The organism is Chryseobacterium sp. Marseille-Q3244 (genome assembly GCF_940807095.1).
Taxonomy (GTDB): Bacteria; Bacteroidota; Bacteroidia; order Flavobacteriales; family Weeksellaceae; genus Chryseobacterium.
The window spans coordinates 228616-252179 of sequence record NZ_CALNWX010000004.1 but is presented as its reverse complement, the minus strand read 5'-3'; the positions used below and the strand labels follow the sequence as shown (position 1 = coordinate 252179).

Annotated in this window: 25 protein-coding genes; 18 read left to right on the top strand and 7 right to left on the bottom strand. The window is 35.8% G+C overall.

What is annotated here, in order from left to right:
* The first annotated feature begins 131 nt into the window (after window positions 1-131).
* Genes hutU through NBX25_RS09315 form a run of 4 tightly spaced genes read left to right on the top strand, consistent with a single transcriptional unit; the run spans window position 132 to window position 4310 of the window.
* On the top strand, window positions 132-2117 hold the full coding sequence (gene hutU / locus NBX25_RS09330) for a urocanate hydratase (protein WP_250253448.1): 1986 nt from the start codon (window positions 132-134) through the stop codon (window positions 2115-2117).
* An 18-nt stretch (window positions 2118-2135) separates the two neighbouring features.
* The gene (locus NBX25_RS09325; protein WP_123911063.1) at window positions 2136-2678 is read left to right on the top strand and encodes a Crp/Fnr family transcriptional regulator; all 543 of its coding nucleotides are present in this window, start codon (window positions 2136-2138) and stop codon (window positions 2676-2678) included.
* Window positions 2679-2732: 54 nt separating this feature from the next.
* Complete coding sequence (locus tag NBX25_RS09320) at window positions 2733-3494, top strand: MBL fold metallo-hydrolase (protein ID WP_250253447.1); 762 nt, start codon at window positions 2733-2735, stop codon at window positions 3492-3494.
* 42 nt (window positions 3495-3536) lie between these two features.
* Window positions 3537-4310, top strand: coding sequence for a Rossmann-fold NAD(P)-binding domain-containing protein (locus NBX25_RS09315; protein WP_250253446.1), 774 nt, complete (start codon window positions 3537-3539; stop codon window positions 4308-4310).
* A gap of 75 nt (window positions 4311-4385) precedes the next feature.
* Here the strand turns inward: NBX25_RS09315 and NBX25_RS09310 are convergent, their stop codons facing one another.
* The 3 genes from NBX25_RS09310 to tpx (NBX25_RS09300) all read right to left on the bottom strand — a co-directional run bounded on the left by NBX25_RS09310 (window position 4386) and on the right by tpx (NBX25_RS09300) (window position 5758).
* Complete coding sequence (locus NBX25_RS09310; RefSeq protein ID WP_250253445.1) at window positions 4386-4685, bottom strand: hypothetical protein; 300 nt, start codon at window positions 4683-4685, stop codon at window positions 4386-4388.
* A gap of 139 nt (window positions 4686-4824) precedes the next feature.
* The gene (locus NBX25_RS09305; RefSeq protein WP_250253444.1) at window positions 4825-5118 is read right to left on the bottom strand and encodes a hypothetical protein; all 294 of its coding nucleotides are present in this window, start codon (window positions 5116-5118) and stop codon (window positions 4825-4827) included.
* 139 nt (window positions 5119-5257) lie between these two features.
* Complete coding sequence (gene tpx / locus NBX25_RS09300; protein ID WP_394343549.1) at window positions 5258-5758, bottom strand: thiol peroxidase; 501 nt, start codon at window positions 5756-5758, stop codon at window positions 5258-5260.
* A 241-nt stretch (window positions 5759-5999) separates the two neighbouring features.
* Here tpx (NBX25_RS09300) and NBX25_RS09295 point away from each other — a divergent pair, with 241 nt between their 5' ends.
* From NBX25_RS09295 to NBX25_RS09285, 3 genes are all read left to right on the top strand, one after another.
* On the top strand, window positions 6000-7628 hold the full coding sequence (locus tag NBX25_RS09295; protein WP_250253443.1) for an NADP-dependent glyceraldehyde-3-phosphate dehydrogenase: 1629 nt from the start codon (window positions 6000-6002) through the stop codon (window positions 7626-7628).
* Window positions 7629-7760: 132 nt separating this feature from the next.
* The gene (locus tag NBX25_RS09290; RefSeq protein ID WP_250253442.1) at window positions 7761-8270 is read left to right on the top strand and encodes an RNA polymerase sigma factor; all 510 of its coding nucleotides are present in this window, start codon (window positions 7761-7763) and stop codon (window positions 8268-8270) included.
* A 12-nt stretch (window positions 8271-8282) separates the two neighbouring features.
* The gene (locus tag NBX25_RS09285; protein ID WP_250253441.1) at window positions 8283-8873 is read left to right on the top strand and encodes a hypothetical protein; all 591 of its coding nucleotides are present in this window, start codon (window positions 8283-8285) and stop codon (window positions 8871-8873) included.
* A 94-nt stretch (window positions 8874-8967) separates the two neighbouring features.
* On the opposite strand, the gene NBX25_RS09280 is transcribed toward NBX25_RS09285, so the two are convergent.
* Window positions 8968-10503: a S41 family peptidase gene (locus tag NBX25_RS09280; protein ID WP_123856382.1), complete on the bottom strand. Its 1536-nt coding sequence runs from the start codon at window positions 10501-10503 to the stop codon at window positions 8968-8970.
* Window positions 10504-10677: 174 nt separating this feature from the next.
* Between NBX25_RS09280 and NBX25_RS09275 the strand changes: the two genes are divergently transcribed.
* Window positions 10678-11775, top strand: a complete 1098-nt coding sequence (locus NBX25_RS09275) for an MBL fold metallo-hydrolase (protein ID WP_250253440.1) — start codon at window positions 10678-10680, stop codon at window positions 11773-11775.
* Here NBX25_RS09275 and NBX25_RS09270 read toward each other — a convergent pair whose 3' ends face one another.
* Window positions 11776-12063 (bottom strand): GNAT family N-acetyltransferase, encoded by a 288-nt coding sequence (locus NBX25_RS09270; RefSeq protein WP_068943752.1) that lies wholly within the window; start codon window positions 12061-12063, stop codon window positions 11776-11778.
* A gap of 482 nt (window positions 12064-12545) precedes the next feature.
* On the opposite strand from NBX25_RS09270, the gene NBX25_RS09265 reads away from it, so the two are divergent.
* From NBX25_RS09265 to NBX25_RS09250, 4 genes are all read left to right on the top strand, one after another.
* Window positions 12546-13004 (top strand): hypothetical protein, encoded by a 459-nt coding sequence (locus tag NBX25_RS09265; RefSeq protein ID WP_123911075.1) that lies wholly within the window; start codon window positions 12546-12548, stop codon window positions 13002-13004.
* 389 nt (window positions 13005-13393) lie between these two features.
* A complete protein-coding gene (locus NBX25_RS09260; protein ID WP_250253439.1) occupies window positions 13394-14299 on the top strand; it encodes a helix-turn-helix domain-containing protein in 906 nt (301 codons plus the stop codon).
* An 87-nt stretch (window positions 14300-14386) separates the two neighbouring features.
* Window positions 14387-15388, top strand: coding sequence for an aldo/keto reductase (locus tag NBX25_RS09255; protein ID WP_123911076.1), 1002 nt, complete (start codon window positions 14387-14389; stop codon window positions 15386-15388).
* Window positions 15389-15538: 150 nt separating this feature from the next.
* On the top strand, window positions 15539-16531 hold the full coding sequence (locus tag NBX25_RS09250) for an MBL fold metallo-hydrolase (RefSeq protein WP_250253438.1): 993 nt from the start codon (window positions 15539-15541) through the stop codon (window positions 16529-16531).
* Window positions 16532-16640: 109 nt separating this feature from the next.
* On the opposite strand, the gene NBX25_RS09245 is transcribed toward NBX25_RS09250, so the two are convergent.
* Window positions 16641-17135 carry a DUF6265 family protein gene (locus NBX25_RS09245; RefSeq protein WP_250253437.1) on the bottom strand — a complete coding sequence of 165 codons (495 nt, stop codon included), beginning with the start codon at window positions 17133-17135 and terminating at the stop codon, window positions 16641-16643.
* Window positions 17136-17267: 132 nt separating this feature from the next.
* Entirely contained in the window at window positions 17268-19484 is a 2217-nt protein-coding gene (locus NBX25_RS09240) for an NADP-dependent isocitrate dehydrogenase (protein ID WP_123911078.1), read from the bottom strand.
* A gap of 326 nt (window positions 19485-19810) precedes the next feature.
* Here NBX25_RS09240 and tpx (NBX25_RS09235) point away from each other — a divergent pair, with 326 nt between their 5' ends.
* From tpx (NBX25_RS09235) to NBX25_RS09210, 6 genes are all read left to right on the top strand, one after another.
* A complete protein-coding gene (gene tpx, locus NBX25_RS09235; RefSeq protein WP_123856370.1) occupies window positions 19811-20314 on the top strand; it encodes a thiol peroxidase in 504 nt (167 codons plus the stop codon).
* 73 nt (window positions 20315-20387) lie between these two features.
* Entirely contained in the window at window positions 20388-20963 is a 576-nt protein-coding gene (locus tag NBX25_RS09230; RefSeq protein WP_228412783.1) for a Crp/Fnr family transcriptional regulator, read from the top strand.
* Between the two features lie 68 nt (window positions 20964-21031).
* The gene (locus NBX25_RS09225) at window positions 21032-21721 is read left to right on the top strand and encodes an alpha/beta hydrolase (protein WP_250253436.1); all 690 of its coding nucleotides are present in this window, start codon (window positions 21032-21034) and stop codon (window positions 21719-21721) included.
* 84 nt (window positions 21722-21805) lie between these two features.
* The gene (locus NBX25_RS09220; protein ID WP_250253435.1) at window positions 21806-22153 is read left to right on the top strand and encodes a VOC family protein; all 348 of its coding nucleotides are present in this window, start codon (window positions 21806-21808) and stop codon (window positions 22151-22153) included.
* Window positions 22154-22266: 113 nt separating this feature from the next.
* Complete coding sequence (locus NBX25_RS09215; protein ID WP_123911081.1) at window positions 22267-22671, top strand: glyoxalase superfamily protein; 405 nt, start codon at window positions 22267-22269, stop codon at window positions 22669-22671.
* A gap of 38 nt (window positions 22672-22709) precedes the next feature.
* Window positions 22710-23543, top strand: coding sequence for a helix-turn-helix domain-containing protein (locus NBX25_RS09210; RefSeq protein WP_250253434.1), 834 nt, complete (start codon window positions 22710-22712; stop codon window positions 23541-23543).
* Window positions 23544-23564 lie beyond the last annotated feature (21 nt).

Genomic DNA, 23564 nt, shown 5'->3' with positions numbered 1-23564 from the left:
GTTGATAATCAATTTTTTTGCTTATTCATTCTTTCTCCTTTGCTTTTCCCCTCTTTTGTTGCCTATATTTCATAATTTGAATATCTTTAAAACTTCAAACATTGTTTAAACATAGAACTTTAAATAGCAATATGACATTCCAAGAACAGATACAGCAGGGGATTCCTAATCAGCTGCCACAACCAAAACCATACGAGACCAATATCAACCATGCTCCAAAGCGTAAAGAAATTTTAGGGGAAGAAGAGAAAAAACTGGCATTAAAGAATGCTTTACGTTATTTCGATCCCAAGTTTCATGCAGAATTAATTCCTGAATTTAAGCAGGAATTGGAGGATTACGGAAGAATTTATATGTATCGTTTCCGTCCGGATTACGAGATGAAAGCGAGATCCATTGAAGATTATCCGGGAAAATCTGAGCAGGCGAAAGCCATTATGCTGATGATTCAGAACAATCTGGATTATGCAGTTGCTCAGCACCCTCATGAATTGATTACTTACGGGGGAAATGGTGCTGTTTTCTCCAACTGGGCACAGTATCTGTTGACGATGAGGTATCTCTCTGAAATGACCAATGAACAGACTTTGGTCATGTATTCAGGACATCCGATGGGATTGTTCCCGTCTCATAAAGATGCACCAAGAGTAGTCGTAACGAACGGGATGATGATCCCGAACTATTCAAAGCCGGATGATTGGGAGAAATTCAATGCTCTTGGCGTAACGCAGTACGGACAAATGACTGCAGGAAGTTATATGTACATCGGCCCACAGGGAATTGTTCACGGAACAACGATTACTGCTTTAAACGCTTTCAGAAAGATCAATAAAGAGCCAAAAGGAGGACTTTTCGTAACTTCAGGATTAGGAGGAATGAGTGGAGCTCAGCCAAAAGCAGGAAATATTGCCGGTTGTGTTACCGTATGTGCAGAAGTAAATCCAAAAATCACCAAAATTCGTCATGATCAGAAATGGGTGAATGAAATTTATGAAGACCTTGATGCATTGGTAAAAAGAGTAAGAGAAGCACAACAAAATAAAGAAACGGTTTCTTTAGCGTACCTTGGAAACATTGTGGACGTTTGGGAAAAATTTGACAAAGAAGATTTAAGAATTGATATTGGTTCAGACCAGACATCACTTCACAATCCTTGGGCGGGTGGATATTATCCGGTAGGACAAAGTTTTGAAGAATCCAATGCAATGATGGCTGAAGACCCTGAATTATTTAAAGAAAAAGTTCAGGAAACTTTAAGAAGACACGCTGCAGCGATCAATAAACATACAGAAAAAGGAACTTACTTCTTCGATTACGGGAATGCCTTCTTATTGGAAGCTTCCAGAGCCGGAGCAGATGTAATGGCAGATAATCCAACATTAGGAAGAGAATTTAAATATCCAAGTTATGTTCAGGATATTATGGGACCAATGTGCTTTGATTACGGTTTTGGACCATTCCGTTGGGTATGTGCAAGCGGAAAACCGGAAGATTTACAGAAAACTGATGAAATTGCATGTGCTGTATTGGAAGAAATGATTAAAAACTCTCCTGAAGAGATCCAGCAGCAGATGAAGGATAATATTCAGTGGATCAAAGGAGCACAGGAAAATAAATTGGTAGTAGGATCACAGGCAAGAATCCTGTATGCCGATGCAGAAGGAAGAATGAAGATTGCTGAAGCCTTCAATAAAGCGATTAAAAATGGTGAAATAGGACCTATAGTATTAGGGAGAGATCATCACGATGTTTCTGGAACAGATTCTCCTTACAGAGAGACTTCCAATATCTACGATGGTTCCAGGTTTACGGCAGATATGGCTATTCACAACGTTATTGGTGACAGTTTCCGTGGGGCAACCTGGGTTTCTATCCATAATGGTGGTGGAGTAGGCTGGGGAGAAGTAATTAATGGAGGTTTCGGAATGCTGCTGGATGGTAGTGATGATGCCGACAGAAGATTAAAATCTATGCTTTTCTGGGACGTGAATAACGGAATCTCAAGAAGAAGCTGGGCAAGAAATGAAGGGGCTATTTTCGCAATTAAAAGAGCTATGGAAGTTGAACCTAACCTAAAGGTAACCCTTCCGAACCTTGTAGACGAAAATTTACTGTAAATTATAAATAATTCAGCATTGGCTAGTATTAACAAACAACTGTTTTCACACCTCAATGTAGAGGATAGTGATCCTGTTTGGGAGAAATTTGCTGAGGTTGAGTTTTCAAAGAAAAACATATTCCCGGACCATAAAGCCTATCTTCTTGAAGATGGGCTTGTCCGTAAATACTATATTAACAGTACCTCAGACATCGATACCGAAGTTTGTGCAGAATTCTACTTTCCCGGTGATATTTTTACCGTTGGAGATAAAGGTTCTGAAGGTATTTATGAGTCCATCAGCAGTGGCCTTGCCTGGGAAATTACTTTAGATGAGGTAAAAGAAATGTTCGCTGTAAACCCTGAGTGTCGTTTTGTGCAAAATTATTATCTGACCAGGAAACTGAATGCCGCTATGAAACGCGAAATGCTTCTGCTTAAAAATACTCCTCAGGATCTTTACGAATATCTATTAGCCAACAAGCCTCATTATATTCAGAATATTCCTTTAAAATATCTGGCGTCCTATATCGGGATCACTCCAATTTCTCTGAGCCGAATCAGAAAGAGAATTAATTAACTTTTGTTTATTGTTTGACCTTCTATAAGTCTTTTCCTTTGTTGAAAAAAGAATATGGAAATACAAAAATTAAACTGGGCAGGAATAAAACTGATTTCTCAGGGGAAAACAGTTTTGATGGATGCAGTAGAGGATTTTTCTTATTACAAACCTGTATTAGGAGAGGCTGTAGACGAAGTGATCTCTTTTACAGATGAGATAGAAGCAGATTATATCTTATTTACCCATATGCATCTGGATCATTTTGATAAAAGTGTTGTGGAAAAATGCCTGAAAAAGAATGGGAAACTAATTGTATACTCAGGGTTAGAATCAGTTGTCAGAAAGATTATGGGTGATATTGAAATGGTTGTATTGAACCTTAATGAAGTTTTTACAGAAAACAGTATTACCTTTAAACCTGTATTTGCAATGGACGGAGTAGGAGAAATTCAGTCTTCATGGATCGTGGAAGATGCAACCACTAAAATTTTTCATGGTGGAGATACCATTTGGCATAACCAGTTCTGGAAATTGGGAAAAGAGAATGAAAATATAGAGTATGCATTTTTGCCTGCTAATGGTGTTGTTGTGAACTTTGAAATAATAGGATTGGAATACAGCCCGGTTCCGGCTTCACTTAATTTGAAGGAAGCTTTTACTGCGGCTCATCTTTTACATGCTAAAAAACTAGTTCCGATACATTATGGATTGTTTTCGCATGAGAAATGTTATATTCCACAGCTGTTTGATGAGAATGATCTGAAAAGAATTTCTAATGAGGTAGGACAGGAGTATAGGGTTTTGAAGGATGGAGAAGTGTTGATGGATTCATAGACAAACATTTGTTTTTTAACAAATAGATTCATAAATTAAAAAATGAAAAAAATTGGAATTATAGGTTGTGGTTGGTTAGGCACTCATATAGCAGAGAAGTTATCGGGTCAATATGAGATTTTTGCAACCACCACTTCAGCGTCTAAGATAAAAGATTTATCCGCTAAAGGATATCACATCACTCAGGTCAGCTTTCCGGATGAAGATATATCGGAAACAATGCAGGAGTGGGAAATAGCGCCACAGTTGGATGCGGTGATTATCACGGTTCCGTTTTCGGGAGTGAGAGGAGCTGAAATTCCTTTGTATGATAGAGCTAAGAATTTACTTGCATTTCTTGGGGACTATAAAGGTCAGGTCTATTTGATGAGCTCTACAGGAGTATATCCTGATACTGAAAAAGAGTTTACGGAAGATGACCGTCTTGCAGATGATGTGCCAAGCGAGGGTATTATAAAAAGCAGATTTCCTGAAGTTAATATTTTGAGATTAGCAGGGTTAATGGGGGACCAGAGGCTTCTAAAGAATTATAATATATCCAATCTGGATCTGCTGGTCAACCATATTCATTATGCGGATATTTGTTCAGTCGTTGAAAAAATGCTGGAGAATAAGTCTCAGTCCAAAGTCTATAATGTGGTGGCGCCTGTGCATCCTAATAAAGAAGAGATCATCAATGCACAGAAAGATCTGTCGTATTCAGGTGAACGCACCACCCAAGGCAGAACAATATCACCTTCAAAATTAATTTCAGAGCTGGATTATGAATTTCAATATCCTGATCCACGATATTTTCATCTTACGAATGGTTCTTAATGATGATGTCTTAAAAAATAGAAACCTGCTGTTAAGCAGGTTTTTTTAGATTTCCAGGTTTATGTAACTATATTTTTAATCCTGATAGTCAATGATTTTATATGCGATTTGTTCTTTCTCTATATAGTTTTTAAGTTCATCAAGATCTTTCCACACATAAGAAGAGCCATACTGACAAATATAGATACCATCTTCCTCAAAAATAATACTGATATTAGGCATTTCTCCAGTGTTTTCTGCATGTCTGAAATCCCGAAATACCTGATGGGCATATTCATATTTTTTCTCGAAAAGATCAGAGCTTTCTAACAAATCCTGAATTTCAGTGGTTTGTTGGTCTGTGAGTTTTGTTTTTAATTTGTATTCGAATCCCATTGTGGTTTTCTAATATTTTCAAAGTTAAAATTTTGTTTGAAATAATAAGGGAATAATAAAGACCTGCCAAATAGATATAGATTTTTGTTCACTTTGAAAATAAAACCTGCTGTGAGGCAGGTTTTGGGTGGATTCTAGTTTAAACTAAGTTAGAATTCCAATGTTTAGTCACAAAACTATTAAGCTCATCTCTCATTACAACATGACTTACTTGTGGTAACCTCAGTAATTTTTCAACTTTTTGAAAACTTGCTTTTGTTTTAGGAACATCATTATTCTTTACATAAGCGTCACAAAACCAAACGAGCTCATAAAGCTCATTTTTGCTTACCCTTTCTCTGTCCCGAATAGCAGTGTAATTTGGGTCATCTCCATCTGTAGTTGTTTCGACATAATCATTGTAAATTAAGTCACTTTCATCATAGTTTACCATAATTTTTAAATTTAAAATCTAACAAAAATAAGTTTAACAATCTGATTATTATTATGGTTTTCCATAATCGGAAACAGTATTTAATCATTATATCTTTCAAAAAATATCCGGTAATTATCTGTTACCGGAGATTTTTTGTTTATTGTTTTACAGCCTGAATTGCCGCTGCATAATTAGGTTCCTGAGAAATATCCGGTACCTGCTCTTCATAGATAATGGTTCCCGAAGGATCTATTACGACAACAGCTCTGCTGAGAAGTCCTTTCATAGAAGATTCTACCATTTCTACTCCGTAATTCCATCCGAAATCAGAACGGAAATCCGAAAGCATCACCACATTGTTGATTCCTTCCGCACCACAAAATCTTTTTTGAGCGAAAGGTAAGTCCTTGGAAATACAAAGAACCACTGTATTGGGAAGATTTCCTGCCTCCTCATTGAAATGATGCACAGATGCTGAGCAAACTCCCGTATCCACACTCGGAAAGATATTTAAAATAACATATCTCCCTTTGTAAGCATCTAAGCTCTGGTCATTCATATTAACATCCGTAAGGGTGAATTTAGGAGCAGGTTTGTTTACATCCGGTAATTTGGAGTAAGTACGTACAGGTGTTCCTTTTAATAAAACAGTATTGATCGCTTTAGATTTTTGAGCGAAACTAAACGCTGAGAAAAGAAATAATGTACTGAAAACTATTTTTGAAAACATTGAAATTTATTTTTAAACAAAAGTATCGTTTTTTTCAGTTGGCTGAGTTAATTTTCGTTCAAATAGCTCTTAAATAGAGCAAATCTATTGAATCACTATTCTTAAAATCAATTTTTACATCTACCTTTATTCTTCACAATTCAGATTCAAATTATTAAATACTAAAAATATGAGTTCAGGAAACAATCCAGCATTTCAAGATATTTTTAAAAGCGAAAACGAAATACCCGAAGAATATAAAGTCCCGGAAATTCATCAGAAAGTCTATCTTCTCAATGGTGAGCTGGTGGAATGGAAAGGAGAAACCCAGAATATTTATTCCCCTGTTTGTATCCCTACAGAAAACGGCTTGGAGAGAAAATTGTTGGGAAGTATTCCAAATATCGGCCCTGAAGAAGCCATGGAAGTACTGGAAGCTTGTGTAAAAGCCTACGATAACGGCCTTGGAGAATGGCCAACAATGTCCGTGGAAGGCAGAATCAAGTGCATGCAGAAATTCGTCTATTTGATGATCCAACAGCGTGATCTGATTATCAAACTGCTGATGTGGGAAATAGGAAAAACACTGGCTGATTCTACCAAAGAATTTGACCGCACCGTAGATTACATCAACCAGACGATTGATGCTTTAAAAGATCTGGACAGAGAATCTTCCCGTTTCCAGGAGGCAGAAGGAACCATTGCACAAATCAGGAGAGCACCCTTGGGGGTGGTTTTAAGTATGGGCCCTTTCAATTATCCTTTGAATGAGATCTTTACCACACTGATCCCGGCATTAATCATGGGAAATACCATTTTGTTTAAGTTACCTAAACACGGGGTTTTAGCCCATTATCCTTTATTGAATGCCTTTAAAGAAGCTTTCCCGAAAGGAACAGTAAATACTTTATATGGAAAAGGTTCTGAGATTATTACTCCGATCATGGAAAGCGGAAAAGTCAATGTATTGGCCTTTATCGGTTCCAGTAAAGTAGCGAATGGATTGAAAAAATTACACCCTAAAGTGAACCGTTTAAGAGCAATCCTGAGTCTGGATGCTAAAAACGCAGCTATTGTTACCAAAAATGCCAATCTTGATGTAGCGGTTAGTGAATGTATTCTTGGTGCACTTTCTTTCAATGGTCAGCGTTGTACAGCTTTAAAACTGATTTTTGTACAGAAAGAAATTGCAGCAGAATTTACCACAAGGTTAAGTGAAGCTGTTTCCGCTTTGAAAGCAGGTTTACCATGGGAAAAAGACGTGAAAGTAACACCGCTTCCGGAAGTCAATAAACCTTCTTATCTGAAAGAATGTATTGAAGATGCCATCCAGAAAGGAGCTGTTGTTTTAAATAAAGAGGGCGGTTACACAGAAGAATCCTTTGTTTTCCCCGCTGTAGTTTATCCTGTAAATAGCGATATGAAGTTATATCATGAAGAACAATTTGGTCCTGTCATTCCGGTGGTTCCTTTTGAAGATATTGAAGAACCTATAGATTATCAGGTCAATGCTTCCCATGGAATGCAGGTAAGTATTTTCAGTGAAGATCCACAGGAAGTTGCAAAACTGATTGACCCTTTTGTAAATTTGGTAAGCCGTGTGAATATCAATTGCCAGGCACAGCGTGGTCCGGACGTATTTCCGTTTACCGGAAGAAAAGACAGCGCAGAAGGAACACTTTCTGTTTTTGATGCCTTGCGTTCCTTTTCAATAAGATCTCTGGTAGCCGCAAAACTTACAGATTCTAATAAAAAGTTACTGAATACCATTGTAAGGGAGCATGACTCCAATTTTTTAAGCACAGATTATATTTTTTAGCAATAATCCCTTGTGGTACAGAACATACAATAAAAATCCTTGAAAAGCTTCTTTGTTTTTTAAGGATTTTTTTTTCAATGATTTCTGTAACAATTTTTTTAAATCAAAACTAACTCTATAGAGTAACAAGCTATGACCTCACTAGAGCAAGAGTTTATCCATAAGATTGAAAAGCATAAAGGAATCATTTTTAAGATTTCCAAAATGTATATGTCCGAAAAAGAGGACCGCGATGATCTTTTTCAGGAGATTACCTTTCAGCTATGGAAGGCATATCCAAACTTCAGGGGGGAAAGCGAATTTTCAACCTGGCTGTACAGAATTGCTTTAAATACAGCGATTATTTTTCTCAAAAATCAAAAAAGAAGAGGTTTTATCGGAAATGAAGACTTCTCTAATCATATAATTGCTCACGAAGAATATGACAATGATAAAGAAGAGCGGATGACTGAAATGTATAAAGCGATTCATCTCCTTAATCCTATTGACAAGGCCTTTATTTTCTATTACCTGGAAGACTTTTCAGGAAAACAGATTTCCGAACAGATGGGGATCTCCGAAGGAAATGCAAGGGTGAAAATGAACCGGGCCAAAAATAAATTGAAAGATATCTTAAACCAACATACCCCTAACCAACCTTAAATCAGTAATCCAATGAATATAGATGAATTAAAAAATACCTGGAATGAAGATATTGGAAACGAAACGCCTGAAATTAATACAGAGCAACGCCATAAAATCAATCTTCCCCTAGAAAAAGTACGTAAAAATATGCGTATGGAATTCTGGTGGGTGGTAGGAATCTTCATTTTTGCCTTTATGGTTTGCTCCGTTTGCAGACCTTTTAAACTTCAATTGTATATTACGGTTTTGATTGCTTCAATGCTTATTGTTACCGTTTTCTTTTACAGCAAGTTTTTTAAACTGTATAATAATATCAGCAATACAGAACTTAAAACCAATGATTCTCTCAAGGACCTCATGACTCAGCTGAACCTCAATAAACAATATTATTTATCCTACTATATCAGTTTTGCACCGTTTATAGTATGTGAGATCCTTATTGTGCTGGAGTTTATTCCCTGGCCACAGCCTTTAAGCGAGACGAAGATTGCACTTATTCTGATTGGAAGTGTCATCGGAGGATTGTTTTTACTGTTTTTCTCTGGAAAATTCTGGTTTCATCATTATTATGGAAGATATATCAATCATATAGAATCCCTTTTAAAAGAACTGAAGAGGTAAACTAAATAGGTTTCGGCGGGCTTTCAGCCCGCCGAAACCTATTTATACATTAACAAATGTTGAATTTTCTCACTTCAAAATCTTTCTTTTTCAGTTAATTTTTCTCTGCCTTTTCCTTACCAATTTCATTTCTTATCCAATCCAGCTGCGGGTCTTTTTTATCAATAATATCCTGCATATTTTCTTTGATCTCTATATCTGGAATCACTCCTTTTTTGGTGTCTGAAAAATCAATATTCGGTTGTACCAGAAGCAGCCCGATTGGAAATGTAATCTCGGAATTAGGAAGTTTCTGATAAGAATAAAACCCGGCCACTGTTCCGTCATTGGCACCTCCTGTTTCTTCTCCTACAAGAGTTGCTCTTTTATCATTCTTAAGCTTTGCCGTAATAATAGAAGAGGCAGAAAAGCTTCCGCCATTAATAAGAACAAAAACTTTACCGTGAAAAGCTTCCTTATTAGGCTTTGTAGGTTTATCAGCTTTCATTTTGTAGAAAACTTTTCCATCCTTTTTATAAGTACTGAAAGCCTGGGCAAAAAAGTAACTTGGATAAGAGATACTTTTAATGGCATAGTCTAACGGAGTACTTTTTCTAAAATAATTGGTCCTTAACGGGATATCTCTTGAGGTAACCTGTGAAGGTTTTATCAGGGTAAAAGGTTTATCTGTAAGATAGGAATACAGATTATTGATCTCATAAAGAGAACCTCCATAATTATTACGGACATCTATGATGAGGTAATCTGATTTTGCATTTTTAATCTTTGAAAAAGTTTTTTTGTAAAACTCTCCCGAATATTCACGGGAGAAACTTTTCACTTTTATATAAGCAATCGTACTGTCTTTATCCAGAAACCTAAAACTTCGGTTATAAGAGTTGCTGGCCGCAACATAATCATTAAGTTTTTTCTCCGGAGTACGCTTATTCATCTCCTTATCCTTTTGAATATCGGTATCTAATTTTGATTCCCGTGTTAAAGTGTAAGTACGTTTTTCACCTTTATAAAGCGTTTCGATGATGGCCTTGTCTGCTAATCCGTTTTCTGCAGTATAATAATTGAAAAAGAGATCCTTTAAAAAATAGGGTTGAAAAGTAGTATTATACCCGTCACTGCTGATAACGTTTCTGTATTTTTTGATATAGTCTGAAACCGGAATATTGTTGATAGACAGAACTTCAGTTCCCGGCTGAATCTTTTCAATAGAATCTCTGTTTTCCGTAATATACATTTGATCTCCGGAAATATAATAACCAAATCTGCTGAACAGTCCTTTTTTCTGTTCTAATTCTTTAATTTCTCTTTTTGTGAATTTTTTTCTCGGAACTCTTAATGAAAGATGCCCTTCCCGGATTCCTGCAACTACAGGTTGAAGTTTAAAATAGAACTGAAGTGGGGTAAGAGGTTCGTTAAGGGTTTGCTTAAGACTGTCAAACTTATGATCTAACTCCTGTTTGGGGATATACCAATACAGTTGTGGATGCATCTGCTGGAGTTTTGAGTAGGCAAAATCTACATCTTCCTTAAGCTGCTCCGGTGGGATACATGAGGCCCGCTGTTCGTTGTGCCTTCTGATAGACGCACATGAGGAAAGCATGGCCAGAATAAATATTACCGAGTAATTTTTCAATATATCTTTGAGTTTTTTTAAGCCGCTAAAATAGAAAGTTTAAAATTAATCATCACTTAAATGAATAATAAATTTTCTGAAACACATGATAAATTTAGTTAAAAAATAGACTCAAATGCATCTTATTTTCATGTAAGCGCAAAAGTAGGTACCTTTGATGTTTATTTTTTACAAATGATGTATTGGATTCTTGTGGTTGTGATTCTGTTGGCAGCAACCTATTGTATAGTAATTAACAGACCGGCATTCGGTGCAGTACCAAAAGGAAAACGATTGGAACGTATGAGACAGTCGAAGCTTTACCGGAATAAACAATTTCAGAATATCAGTCATACACCCTCCCTTGCGGAAGGCTATAAAATGACCAAAGTAACCTGTGATTTCTTTTTAGGAAAAAAGCATCCTTTACTGAAGCCTTTAAGAGAAATTCCTTCCATTCCTACAGATTTGAAAAGTCTGGATAAAAATATAGATGTTTTCATCTGGTTAGGGCATTCATCTTATTATATACAGACCGATGGTGTTTCATTTTTAATTGATCCTGTATTAAGCCTGTATGGCTCACCTTTCAAATACTTTAATAAAGCGTTTAAAGGATCTGACATTTTTAAACCTGAGCACATTCCGGATCTGGATTATCTTGTGATTACCCACGATCATTTTGACCATCTGGATTATCCGACTGTTAAATCCATTAAAGATCGTACCGGAATGGCTATTGTTCCATTAGGAGTTGGGGCACACCTGGAAAGATGGGGATATACGGAACAACAACTTATTGAAGAAGAGTGGGGAACAGAAGTTGAGTTAAAAAATAACATAAAACTGATCTTTACCCCGGCAAGACATTTTTCAGGAAGAAGATTAAAGCAGAATGATACCCTTTGGACTTCCTATGTACTGGAAACTCCTACTAAAAAAATATTCCTTGGTGGTGACAGTGGTTATGATTCCCATTTTAAAATGATAGGAGAGAAATATGGACCTTTTGATTATGCTATTCTTGAAAACGGACAATATGGTGAAGCATGGAGGTATATTCATACTTTACCGGAAGATGTCATTCAGGCAGCCATAGATATTGATACCAGACATATCATTCCGGTACATGCTGCTAAATTTGCATTGGCACTTCATCCCTGGAATGAGCCTTTACAGAAAATAACAAGTCTCGGTAAAGAAAAAGGGTTAGATATCCTTACTCCGATGATTGGAGAGGTGGTAGATCTTCATCTTAAAGATCAGCAGTTTGCAGTCTGGTGGGAGGCCTGATTAAGCATGCCAGATGTCTTTATACCTTCTGGGATGATTTTCAAATTGTTGACGTACAAAATCACATTCCGGGTCTACAAGCAAATCTTTTTCTTCTGCATAACGAACCAATTCATCCAGCAATAATTTGGCATAGCCTTTACCTTCACGCTCTTCATCCAGCTTGGTATAATATACAATAAGAAGTCTTCCGTCAACCTCTATGGACATATAACCCGCTTTTTTCTCATCAATAAACAACTGCAGTTCATCCTGATATGGAGATACCATAAATTTTATATTTTCCATAATTATTGAGATTTGGTTGATAAAAAATAATTCTGAGAACTCCCGAAAGCATTCTCTTCCTTAAAATTACAAAATTATTTAACATGAAATAAGAGTTTTTGAGAATCTTAACGAATTTTATAAAAGTATTAGATAATTAAAAGGTAAAAGGTTTTGTCATTAAACAACTATTATCCATATAGATATCAACATAACCTATTGTCTTTAGCCTAATCCTAACAAATAATTTACAATTGAAGTGTAACCTTAAAACCAATGAACTTTAAACTGAAAATCCGTCCTCGTATCTCTGTTTAATCATATATACCCGTTAAAAATATCATTTTATTGCAAATAAAAATTTCAGAACTTGTTAGAATTTATAAATTATTATAAAGATAATCAGTTGTTTATGTTTTTTATTAACAAATATTAGGAATTAGAGTTAATAGTTGGCACTTTAATTGACTATTTCACCGTGTTTAATTTAAAAGAGGAATGAAATGAAAAAGTTATTGTTAACAGTATTTTTGATGGGGACGTTTAGTCTAAGCTATGCCCAATCGGATTATTATAATGATTATAGAAGAAGTATTTCAGATATTAATTGGCAGACAGTAGTCGCTGATCTGTTGCTTTCCACTACACAAGCAAACCAGGTTTATGCATTGAACGATAGATACCGTGATTACAATTCATGGAATAGAGTATATGTAGTAGAGCCTGGAAGATGGAGAGGAGATCGATATTCAGAGCTGGAAAGGATTATTGGAAGAGAAAAATATATTGTCTTTAAAAAAAGATATTATAGAGGGCAAAACCCTGTTATTGTATACGAAAGAAAAAACGATTATAAAAAATACCGTAAAGACAGGGATAAATACTATAAAGAAAGAGCAAAGTATTACAAGAAACAAAATAAACACAACCATGGACGCCATGGGGATGGGGATTGGGATTAACCATTATCAACTATTATATATACTCACTATTGAAATGGCTGGCATTCGTGCTGGCCATTTTTATGATAAGTAATGAATAATGAATAATGAATAATGAATAATGAATAATGAATAATGAATAATGAATAATGAATAATGAATAATGAATAATGAATAATATTGTTTTTAGGTGTCTATACATCAATGGTTCTTGGTTTGATTAATATAAAAATTAAAGGTTCTATGGTTCATTTAAGATCTCAAAAAGCTTATTCAATAAAAAAATATCAATAAAATTAATGAACTAAAAAAACTTCCATCTTCTAGTTTCTAGCTTCCATCTTGGTATTCTCTTGGACAAATAAAATAATTATATCCATTAATTTGTTTGAATTTTATAACTTTGATCTATGGACTCTAAAGAATCATTACAAGGCTTTTATGAACGAAATGCTCCCAATTTGGGACCTCAATGTCTGGGACCTCAAAATTTGGGGCATTTCAATGTGTTTTCAAGGGAATATTGTTCCCCCCTAACCCCTTACAGCAGGAGAGATTATTATAAAATTTCTCTGATTATAGGAAGGGGTAAACTTCACTATGCTGATAAATGGATTCGCGTGGATCGTCCTGCCTTGTTATTTTCCAATCCTATTGTTCCGTATTCATGGGAAGCAGATGATGAAGATCAGAAAGGCTGGTTTTGTCTTTTTACAGAATCTTTTTTACAAAACGGAAGCCGTTTGGGGAATCTCCAGGACTCACCTCTATTCAAAATTGGGGGAACTCCGGTTTTCTTTGTGGAAGAAGAGCAACAAAAGGTTCTTTCTAATCTGTATACTAAAATGATGACGGAAATTGAATCGGATTATGTTCATAAGTATGATATGCTAAGAGCGTATCTTCACCTGATGATCCATGAAACCATGAGAATGCATCCGGCAGAAACCTTTGAACCTTACCAGAATGCCTCTCAACGAGTAGCCTCTTTATTTATGGAGCTGTTGGAAAGACAGTTTCCGATTGACAGTCCTGAAGCTTTTTTGAAGTTAAAAACGCCCAATGATTATGCTCAGAGTCTTTCTATTCATGTCAATTCTTTAAACCGTTCTGTAAAAGAGATTACGGGGAAAACCACAAGCCAGCAAATCACGGCAAGGGTAATACAGGAAGCGAATGCCTTGTTGACGCATACAGATTGGAATGTTTCCGAAATTGCTTATGGATTAGGTTTTGAAGAACCTGCTTATTTTACCAACTATTTTAAAAAACAGACTGGAATAACTCCTAATGCCTTAAGATTGAACCTTGTTTGAATTTTATAGTTCTTAGTTTGAATTCTATATCAAAGATGGTGGGTTCATGTTCTAATTTTGTCTCATAGAATTAAAATAAATACCATCATGAAATTTAAAAAATTAGGAAACACCGGCGAACAACTTTCTGCAATTGGATTAGGCTGTATGGGGATGAGCTTTGCTTATGGTCCATCAGATGAACAGGAAAGTATCAGTACTCTGCACAGAGCATTGGATTTAGGAGTTAACTTCTGGGATACAGCGGATATGTATGCCAATGGAGAAAATGAAAAGTTAATTTCCAAAGTTTTAGTACCTAACAGGGATAAAATTTTTATTGCTACTAAATTCGGATTCAGATTTAAAGATGGAAAAGCCAGTCATAGTGGTGCTCCGGGAACTTATTTTGACGGTTCTCCGGAATGGATCAGAAAGGCTGTGGATCTAAGTCTTCAAAGGTTAAAAATTGATACGATAGATCTGTATTATGCCCACCGAGTAGATCCAAATGTTCCGGTTGAAGAAACTGTGGGTGCTATGGCAGAGTTGGTTAAAGCAGGTAAAGTAAAATATATCGGATTATCTGAAGCCTCCGCAGAATCTATTAGAAAAGCCAATAAAATTCATCCGATAGCTGCTTTACAGTCAGAGTATTCTATCCTTACCAAAGATGTTGAGAATGAAATTCTGCCAACTATCAGAGAATTAGGGATTTCATTAGTGCCTTACTCCCCATTGGCAAGAGGTCTTTTTGCGAATATTAATGAAGTACAAAACCTGGGAGATGATGATTTTAGAAAATCATTACCACGTTATCAGCAGGAATATCTTGAAAACAATACGAAACTGGCGAATGAAATCAATGAATTTGCTGCTTCTAAAGGAGTAAAAGGAACCCAGTTAGCCTTAGCATGGGTGTTGAATCAGGGAGACGATATCATCCCAATTCCAGGAACCAAACGTATCAAGTATTTAGAAGAAAATGTTGCAGCGGCCAATATTGAGTTGTCCCAGTCAGATTTGGATACCATTGATGCCATTCTGAAAAAATATCCGAATGTAGGAGAACGATATAGTGAAGGATCAATGAAATTGGTTAATAACTAAACACTAATTATACCTAAACTGAGTTTCTGAATGGCAGAAGCTCAGTTTTTTTACATTAAAAAATATTATCACATTCATTGCCATAGAACATTTCCTTTCCGGGAGATGTTATTTAGGTTATGATGAATGTAAAAAACACTATTTTACATTATGAATAGAAGAGAACTATTGAAAAACGGGTTGTTAGCAGGGACATTAAGTCTTCTCCCTTTTTCGAATGTATTAGCAGAAACAAAGGTCATTTCCGGAAAAACAGGAGATGATCTTTCCGGTTTTAAAAAGATTAAATTGGGAGAATTAGAACTGTTTATTCTGACAGATGGATATATTCATGAAAAAAATCTGAGTTCATTTGCGCCAAGAGGAAATGTGACTGAACTAAAAAAAATACTTAAAGACAATTTCCGATCAGAAGATTATATTGATATGGCGATCAATATCCTGCTTGTTAAAACAAAAGAAAAACTGATCCTGATGGATACAGGGATGGGAATATTTGCGGATGAAAGAACTGGTTTTTTATTAAAAAGCCTTCAGAAAGCAGGATTCTCAGCAAACGATATCACAGATATTTTCCTCTCTCATGCCCATCCCGATCATATGGGTGGAGTGGTAGATAAACAGAATAAGCTTGTTTTTCCCAATGCTGCTATTTTTATTTCGAAAATAGAATATGATTTTTGGATGAATGCTTCCATTAATGATTTTAATAACAGTGCTTTGAAGGCTCATCCCGAAATGCTAACCCAGATTATTCCGGCACTTCAGAATATATTGAAAGCTATTCAGCCAACGTTGAAATTTTATGATTTAAACAGGACGCTGTATAATCATTTCAATTTTCAATTAGCTCCCGGACATACTCCCGGTTTAACCGTTACGACAATATCATCAGGGAATGAAAAGCTGATGTATATTGCTGATCTTATTCACTCAGATCTTATTCTTTTCCCTCATCCTGATTGGGGATTTTCAGGGGATACAGATCTGGATATTGCCGCCACTTCGAGGAAGAAATTTCTTAAACAGTTGGCGGATACAAAAATCAGGGCATTTGCTTCTCATTTGCCATGGCCAGGACTGGGCTTCACAAAAATAAAAGCTCCGGGATTTGAGTGGATTGCTGAGAGTTTTATGAATTAAGAAAGTTTTTAAAATATTAAATAATAGCGGGCTAAAGTCCGCTATTATTATAAAAAATCATTTAGTTTTAGTCTTATATCCCCATACCAATAAAAAAAGCTAAAAAGTATTATTTCTCTTTTTCAAATTCAAATGGAATTTTCATTTCATTATTAGAAATAATAGCTTTTAATTTTTGGCCTTCTAACCCATATTGAATTCGTTTTGGGAAGTCTAATGAATCATTTATACATATAAACTCATTGCTTTTGGATCCGGTCATTTTGAATTCAATGGGTTGTTTTTCTTTCGGAGTTTTAACAAATAAACTCCATTTTCCATTGGAATGAAGGAGCTTCATATTTTCCTTGCTTATCGTATCTCCTTTTTGAATGGTAAATCCAATTCCAGCATATTCTGTCGGACTTATTTTGTTCCAATTTTCAAAAGTTTCTTTTCCTGCTTTTTCATTTGATCTTTTCCATTTTCCGGTTAACCAATCAAAATTTGCAATATGTTCAGTTTCCGAGTTCGTTTCTGATTTTCCACTTTGATTAGTTTTTGTATTTTGGTTACAGGATAAAACTAATGTTGTAGCAAATAAAATAAGTAATGAATTTTTCATGATAATAAGTTTGGTTTTGTGAATATATAAAAAAATAATAAAAAGGATAGTGTTGTTTTATGGAGGCATTACTAAAATAAAAAACCTCGCAATTTGCGAGGTTTTTTGTATCATAAATTGAAGTCTCTAAAATTAGATTCCGTCAATGATTTCATTTAAAACAGTACTTGGTCTCATCGCTGCGTAAGTTTTATACGTATCAGTTTTGTAGTAACCTTCAATGTTTTGAGGTTTACCTTGAGCACCAATTAATTCTGCGTTGATTACTTCTTCGTTTTCCTGCATTGCCTGTGCAACCGGAGCAAACTGAGCGGCTAATTCAGCATCAGCAGTTTGGTTGGCTAAAGCTTCAGCCCAATACATTGCTAAATAGAAGTGAGAACCTCTGTTATCAATCTGGCCTACTTTTCTTGCAGGAGACTTATCTGTAGCTAAGAATTTAGCATTCGCTTCATCCAATGCATCCGCTAAAACCTGAGATTTTGTATTCCCCTGAGTTTGTGCTAAATGCTCTAAAGAAGCCTGTAGTGCTAAGAATTCACCTAGAGAATCCCATCTTAAATATCCTTCTTCAAGGAATTGCTCAATGTGTTTTGGAGCAGAACCTCCGGCACCTGTTTCAAATAAACCACCACCGTTCATTAATGGAACAATAGAAAGCATTTTAGCAGAAGTACCAAGCTCAAGGATTGGGAAAAGGTCTGTTAAGTAATCTCTCAATACATTTCCTGAAACAGAAATCGTATCTTTTCCTTCTCTAGCTCTCTTAAGCGTTTCAGTCATGGCATCTTTTACATCAAGAATTCTGATGTCAAGACCTGTAGTATCGTGATCAGCAAGATATTTTTCTACTTTTTTGATAATCTCTCTGTCGTGAGCTCTTCCTTTGTCTAGCCAGAAAATAGCCGGAGTATCAGAAAGTCTTGCTCTGTTTACAGCTAATTTTACCCAGTCCTGGATAGGAGCATCTTTAGTCTGACACATTCTGAAGATATCTCCTTTTTCTACTTTCTGAGAAAGAAGAACATTTCCAGCTTCATCCTGAACCTCTACAGTTCCTTCAGAAGATAATTGGAACGTTTTATCGTGAGAACCATATTCTTCAGCTTTTTGAGCCATTAGACCAACGTTTGGAACTGATCCCATAGTGGTTGGGTCTAATTTTCCGTGCGCTTTCATATCATCAATTACTGATTGATAAAAACCTGCATAAGAACGGTCCGGAATGATACAAACGGTATCTTCTTCGTTTCCGTCTTTGTTCCACATTTTACCTCCACCTCTTACAAGGGCAGCCATCGATGCGTCAACGATGATGTCAGAAGGAACGTGGAAGTTTGTAATTCCTTTGTCAGAATTTACCATGGCCACTCTTGGACCTTCAGCTAATGCTTTATCAATATCAGCTTTGATGTCAGCTTCCTGAGCATTTCCTTTGATTTTTTCGAAAAGATCAGCAAGACCGTTATTTGGATTAATATCTAAAGATTTGAAAGTCTCAGCATACTTAGTGAATACCTCTTTGAAGAAGGTTTCTACGATAGCCCCGAAAATAATAGGGTCAGAGATTTTCATCATCGTAGCCTTAAGGTGAGCAGAAAGAAGTACATTTCTTTTCTTAGCCTCTTCAATAGCTTCCTGAACGAATACTTTCAAAGCATTAAGGTTCATTACAGAAGAATCGATTACTTCACCAGCCTGAAGGCCTGCAAAGTCTTTCAATACGGTTTCTCCTTCATTTCCTTTGAATACGATTCTGTATTTTGTAGCGTTTTCTAATGTTGTAGAATTTTCTGTTCCGTAGAAATCACCATTGTTCATGTGAGCTACGTCAGTTTTGCTGTCAGAAGCCCAATCACCCATTCTGTGAGGATTTGCTTTTGCATAGTTTTTAACAGCTTTTGGAGCACGTCTGTCAGAGTTTCCTTCTCTTAATACAGGGTTTACCGCACTTCCTAAAACCTTTGCATATTTAGCTTTAATTGCTTTCTCCTCATCATTCTTAGGTTCTGCAGGATAATTTGGTACTGCGAAACCTTTTCCTTGTAGCTCAGCAATAGCTGCATCTAATTGAGGAACAGAAGCAGAAATATTTGGTAATTTGATAATGTTTGCATCCGGCTGAGTTGCCAATTCTCCTAATTCAGCTAAAGCATCACCAATTTTTTGGTCATCCTTTAAAAATTCAGGGAAGTTAGCTAAGATTCTGCCTGCCAGGGAAATATCCGGAACAGCGATCTCAATATCTGCTGATTTAGTGAAAGCTTTTACGATAGGTAAAAACGAGTGAGTAGCCAGCATTGGAGCTTCATCCGTTAATGTGTAGTAAATTTTTGATTTTTCTGACATTATACTGTTATTTATTATTTGAAATTAAAGTCCCACAAATTTACTAAATATGATTGTTTTTTTAGGGAATTTTTAAATAAAAAAAGCAGTCAAAAGCTTCTTTTGGTTTTTATATCTGAACAATTGTATATTCTCCGGATGCATTAAAATTGATATTAAATTCAACTTTGAAGTTTTTAAGACTTGAATTCAGATTGGGAATTGTTTAAAAAACTGATGGACAGACTAAAGTGTTTTTATTTCTACTTTAAGATTAATTTAACCTTATATTAGATAGAAAAATTTTCTATTTTGATTAAATTTGAAAAACTAAAAAAATAAATATTATGTCAACGACAATCACTTTAAAAGGAAACGAAGTACACACAATAGGAACATTACCAGCTGTAGGAACCAGCGTTAAAGATTTTGCATTGGTTGATTCAGGATTAAATGTGAAGACTCTTGAAACTTTTGAAGGAAAAAAGAAAGTATTCAATATTTTCCCAAGTATTGATACACCTACTTGTGCAGCTTCCAGCAGAAAATTCAATGAAGAAGCTTCAAAACTTGAAAACACGGTTGTAATCAATGTATCTAAAGACTTACCTTTTGCATTAGGAAGATTCTGTGCAGCAGAAGGATTAGATAAAGTGGAAACCCTTTCAGATTTCAGAAGCAGCTTTGGGGATGATTATGAAGTAACGATCACAGATTCTCCATTGAAAGGACTTTTAAGCCGTGCTGTAATTGTTACAGATGAAAACAATAAAGTAGTGTATACTGAGCAGGTTTCAGAAATTGCTGATGAACCTAATTATGATGCAGCCCTTGCAGCATTAAACAATTAGTAGAAATAATTTTTGTAAAAAGCCTTGTGAAATTGATTTGCAAGGCTTTTTTTGAATCTAAAACACACAATATATGATGACAGAACTTTACGAAAAATACGGTGGACTCTTTCAGGTAGATCAGGAGCATTTTGATGAATTTTATACGCTTCTTAAGGATACGCTCCTTTTAAAATCAGACTTTTTCCTGAAACAGGGCGAAAAATGCAAATATTTGGGGTTTATCAAAAAAGGAACGGTCAGGAGTTTTTATATCAACGATCAGGGCAGAGAAATTAATTTCGGATTTTATTTTGAGAATGAATTTTTTACCGATTATGAAAGTATACTTTGCGATACCGTATCCAATATGAATATCCAGGCATTAGAAAACTGTGAGATCTTATTGCTGAGCAAAGAGCATTTGCAGGTATTATATCAGAAAGAAGCCTATTGGCAGAAATTCGGACGGATGATGAGTGAGAAGATTTATCTGGATGCCAAAAAAAGAATTGATGATTTACTATGTCGTTCTCCGGAAAACAGGTATTTAAATCTTTTAAAAAAACAGCCCCTGCTTTTTCAGAAAATTGCACAGAAACATATTGCCAGTTACCTTGGAGTCACAGAACAATCTTTGAGTAGAATCCGGAGCAGGATCGTAAATTAACTTAAGTTAACGCCTGATAATATTTTAGTTGGTAGCTTTATCATTATCAAATTTTAATACTTATTATTATGGAACAAAAAGATTTAACCATTATTTTGGTACACGGAGCTTGGGGAGACGGATCTCATTGGCAATACATTATTCCTTCTCTGGTAAAAGCAGGATATAAAGTGAGAAGTGTTCAGAACCCTCTTACCTCATTACAGAACGATATTGATAAAACAAAAGATCTTATTGATGCTCAGGAAGGGAAAGTTCTTTTAGTAGGACATTCTTACGGTGGCGCAGTTATTTCAGGAGCTGGAAACCATGATAAAGTAGTTGGATTATTGTATATTGCTGCCTTTGCACCGGATGCTGGTGATAGTTTAGGGGCACTTCTAGGAAGAAGAGAGTCTCCGGGTGGAGCAAGTATTTATCCAGATAGTAAAGGGTTTTTATGGATCAAATACGATGAATTTAAATCAGCTTTCTGTCAGGATCTGGATGATGAAAAAGCGCTGGTAATGGCATTGTCTCAAAAGCCTATTCATGGGCAATGTTTTAGAGATGAAGCAGGAGAGCCGGCATGGAAAACAAAACCAAGCTGGTATCAGATTTCATCCAATGACCGTATGATTCCTGCAGAAACGGAAAAAGAAATGGCAGAGCGCCTTCAGCCTAAGAAAATAATTACATTGGATGCAGGACATGCTTCGTTAGCTTCACATCCTAATGAAGTTACCCAATTGATTTTAGAAGCAGCAGGATCACTTTAAAATACAAAATAACAATCAAGATAGACAAAGCTCTGGAAAATTTCAAGTATTTTCACAGAGCTTTTTTATTAAATAAAGATCAATATGGTAAAAAGAATTGTAGCCAATATAAAAACGGATGATCTTATAAAAGGGGATCACTTTTATCAGGATATTTTAGAACTTGATGTTTTGATGGATCATGGCTGGATTAAGACCTTAGGGACTGAAGAAGAAGCAAAAGTGCAGATCAGTTTTGCAGAACAGGGAGGTAATGAGACTGAAGTTCCGGATTTGTCTATAGAAGTGGATAATGTAGATGAAGTTTATGATAAAATGAAAAAGGCAGGATTTAAGATTGTTTATGATATTACCCATGAAGATTGGGGAGTCCGCAGATTCTTTGTAAAAGATCCGTTCGGAAAAGTAATTAATATTTTATCCCATCAATAAAACGCACATTCAATAGTAACAGACTTTAATCTGTTTCCATGAAAAGAAAAATATTCGGGTTTTAGCCAAAACCTAAAAATAGTCTACACATCTCCATAAATCTCTTGAATATTATGAAAGCAGACCACATTATTCCTGTACTCAGAATTTTTGATTATCAGAAAACCCTTGAATTCTACATGGATTGGCTAGGCTTTGAAATTGCCTGGGAGCATCGCTTTGAAGAAAATATGCCGGCTTATATAGAGGTGAAAAAAGATAATATTATTCTTCACCTTACTGAACATCATGGGGATGCAAGTCCCGGAAGTAGTATTTTTATCTGGGGCGAAGGTATTGCAGATTATCATAAAGAACTTATTGACAAAAACTACAAATACAATCGGCCTGGTCTTGAAAAAACTTTTTATGATGCTGTTTCTTTCACCGTCAATGATCCGTTTGGAAATAAGATTATTTTCAATGAAAAATTTGATGAGGTAAAACATGGCACTTTAAAGTTCGATGTGATTGAATAATCTTGTTCGATTAATATTATTTATAATGTATTCATAGTATGCTATCAGCAATACATCAGGAATTTGAAGCACCTGAAGAACTTCGGGACAGTATCAAATGTTTTTGGTATAATAGCCGGGATTATGGAGAGCAGTTATCAAGTTTTGAAGTGATGCCTGATGGTTATGCTGAAATTATTTTCCATTTTGGTGATGGGTGTAGTATTCCTCATGAGGGCAATGTAGAAGAATTGCCCTCTCCATTCATGATGGGACTCCTCAATCAACCTGTTGTTTTTCACGCAAAAAACCGTTTGGAGATTATTGGAATCAGATGTTTTCCCTGGGTTGTTTTCGACTTATTAGGATTGCTGCCTGGTAAAAGTGAAAACGGAGTGTACCTGTTTGAACATCCTGTTGCCCGGCTTCAGACCTCCTTGAAAGAACAAATTCTTGCTGGTAGAATAGACGATGCAATATTGGAAGTGAAACAATGCTTTGTGGATATACGGTCGCAAGTACCTGTTGACAGTATGTTATTTAAAGCAGGAGTAGCTTTGAAAAAAACAAAAGGAAGTATTCCCGTAAACCAGATTGCCGCCGCCGCTCATACAACGGTTCGTACATTAGAAAGAAAATTCAAACAATCTTCCGGTCATACGGTTAAAGACGTGTCAGGGCTTATGCGTTTTGAACAGGTGAGAAATCATCTTTGGCTTTATCCTGAATCCAACATTGCAGGATTAGCTCAGGAATTAGGATATACTGACCAGTCTCATTTGAGTAGGGAATTTAAACGGTATACGGGAGTAACACCCGCTGCATTTGCCAGAGAAACAAGAAAAAGAAAGCAAATAATGAACAGTGATTTTGTCGCATTTATACAAGCTTAACCAATAGATATTTGTGAATTT

Bases quoted from the DNA above. Each gene is read 5' to 3' on its own strand.
- NBX25_RS09240 (WP_123911078.1), bottom strand. From the start codon at position 19,484: ATGTCAGAAAAATCAAAAATTTACTACACATTAACGGATGAAGCTCCA.
- NBX25_RS09245 (WP_250253437.1), bottom strand. From the start codon at position 17,135: ATGAAAAATTCATTACTTATTTTATTTGCTACAACATTAGTTTTATCC.
- NBX25_RS09265 (WP_123911075.1), top strand. From the start codon at position 12,546: ATGAAAAAGTTATTGTTAACAGTATTTTTGATGGGGACGTTTAGTCTA.
- NBX25_RS09315 (WP_250253446.1), top strand. From the start codon at position 3,537: ATGAAAAAAATTGGAATTATAGGTTGTGGTTGGTTAGGCACTCATATA.
- NBX25_RS09215 (WP_123911081.1), top strand. From the start codon at position 22,267: ATGAAAGCAGACCACATTATTCCTGTACTCAGAATTTTTGATTATCAG.
- NBX25_RS09285 (WP_250253441.1), top strand. From the start codon at position 8,283: ATGAATATAGATGAATTAAAAAATACCTGGAATGAAGATATTGGAAAC.
- hutU (WP_250253448.1), top strand. From the start codon at position 132: ATGACATTCCAAGAACAGATACAGCAGGGGATTCCTAATCAGCTGCCA.
- NBX25_RS09255 (WP_123911076.1), top strand. From the start codon at position 14,387: ATGAAATTTAAAAAATTAGGAAACACCGGCGAACAACTTTCTGCAATT.
- NBX25_RS09230 (WP_228412783.1), top strand. From the start codon at position 20,388: ATGATGACAGAACTTTACGAAAAATACGGTGGACTCTTTCAGGTAGAT.
- NBX25_RS09220 (WP_250253435.1), top strand. From the start codon at position 21,806: ATGGTAAAAAGAATTGTAGCCAATATAAAAACGGATGATCTTATAAAA.
- NBX25_RS09310 (WP_250253445.1), bottom strand. From the start codon at position 4,685: ATGGGATTCGAATACAAATTAAAAACAAAACTCACAGACCAACAAACC.
- NBX25_RS09290 (WP_250253442.1), top strand. From the start codon at position 7,761: ATGACCTCACTAGAGCAAGAGTTTATCCATAAGATTGAAAAGCATAAA.
- NBX25_RS09250 (WP_250253438.1), top strand. From the start codon at position 15,539: ATGAATAGAAGAGAACTATTGAAAAACGGGTTGTTAGCAGGGACATTA.
- NBX25_RS09260 (WP_250253439.1), top strand. From the start codon at position 13,394: ATGGACTCTAAAGAATCATTACAAGGCTTTTATGAACGAAATGCTCCC.
- NBX25_RS09295 (WP_250253443.1), top strand. From the start codon at position 6,000: ATGAGTTCAGGAAACAATCCAGCATTTCAAGATATTTTTAAAAGCGAA.
- NBX25_RS09225 (WP_250253436.1), top strand. From the start codon at position 21,032: ATGGAACAAAAAGATTTAACCATTATTTTGGTACACGGAGCTTGGGGA.
- NBX25_RS09275 (WP_250253440.1), top strand. From the start codon at position 10,678: ATGATGTATTGGATTCTTGTGGTTGTGATTCTGTTGGCAGCAACCTAT.
- NBX25_RS09320 (WP_250253447.1), top strand. From the start codon at position 2,733: ATGGAAATACAAAAATTAAACTGGGCAGGAATAAAACTGATTTCTCAG.
- NBX25_RS09305 (WP_250253444.1), bottom strand. From the start codon at position 5,118: ATGGTAAACTATGATGAAAGTGACTTAATTTACAATGATTATGTCGAA.
- NBX25_RS09270 (WP_068943752.1), bottom strand. From the start codon at position 12,063: ATGGAAAATATAAAATTTATGGTATCTCCATATCAGGATGAACTGCAG.
- NBX25_RS09210 (WP_250253434.1), top strand. From the start codon at position 22,710: ATGCTATCAGCAATACATCAGGAATTTGAAGCACCTGAAGAACTTCGG.
- tpx (WP_123856370.1), top strand. From the start codon at position 19,811: ATGTCAACGACAATCACTTTAAAAGGAAACGAAGTACACACAATAGGA.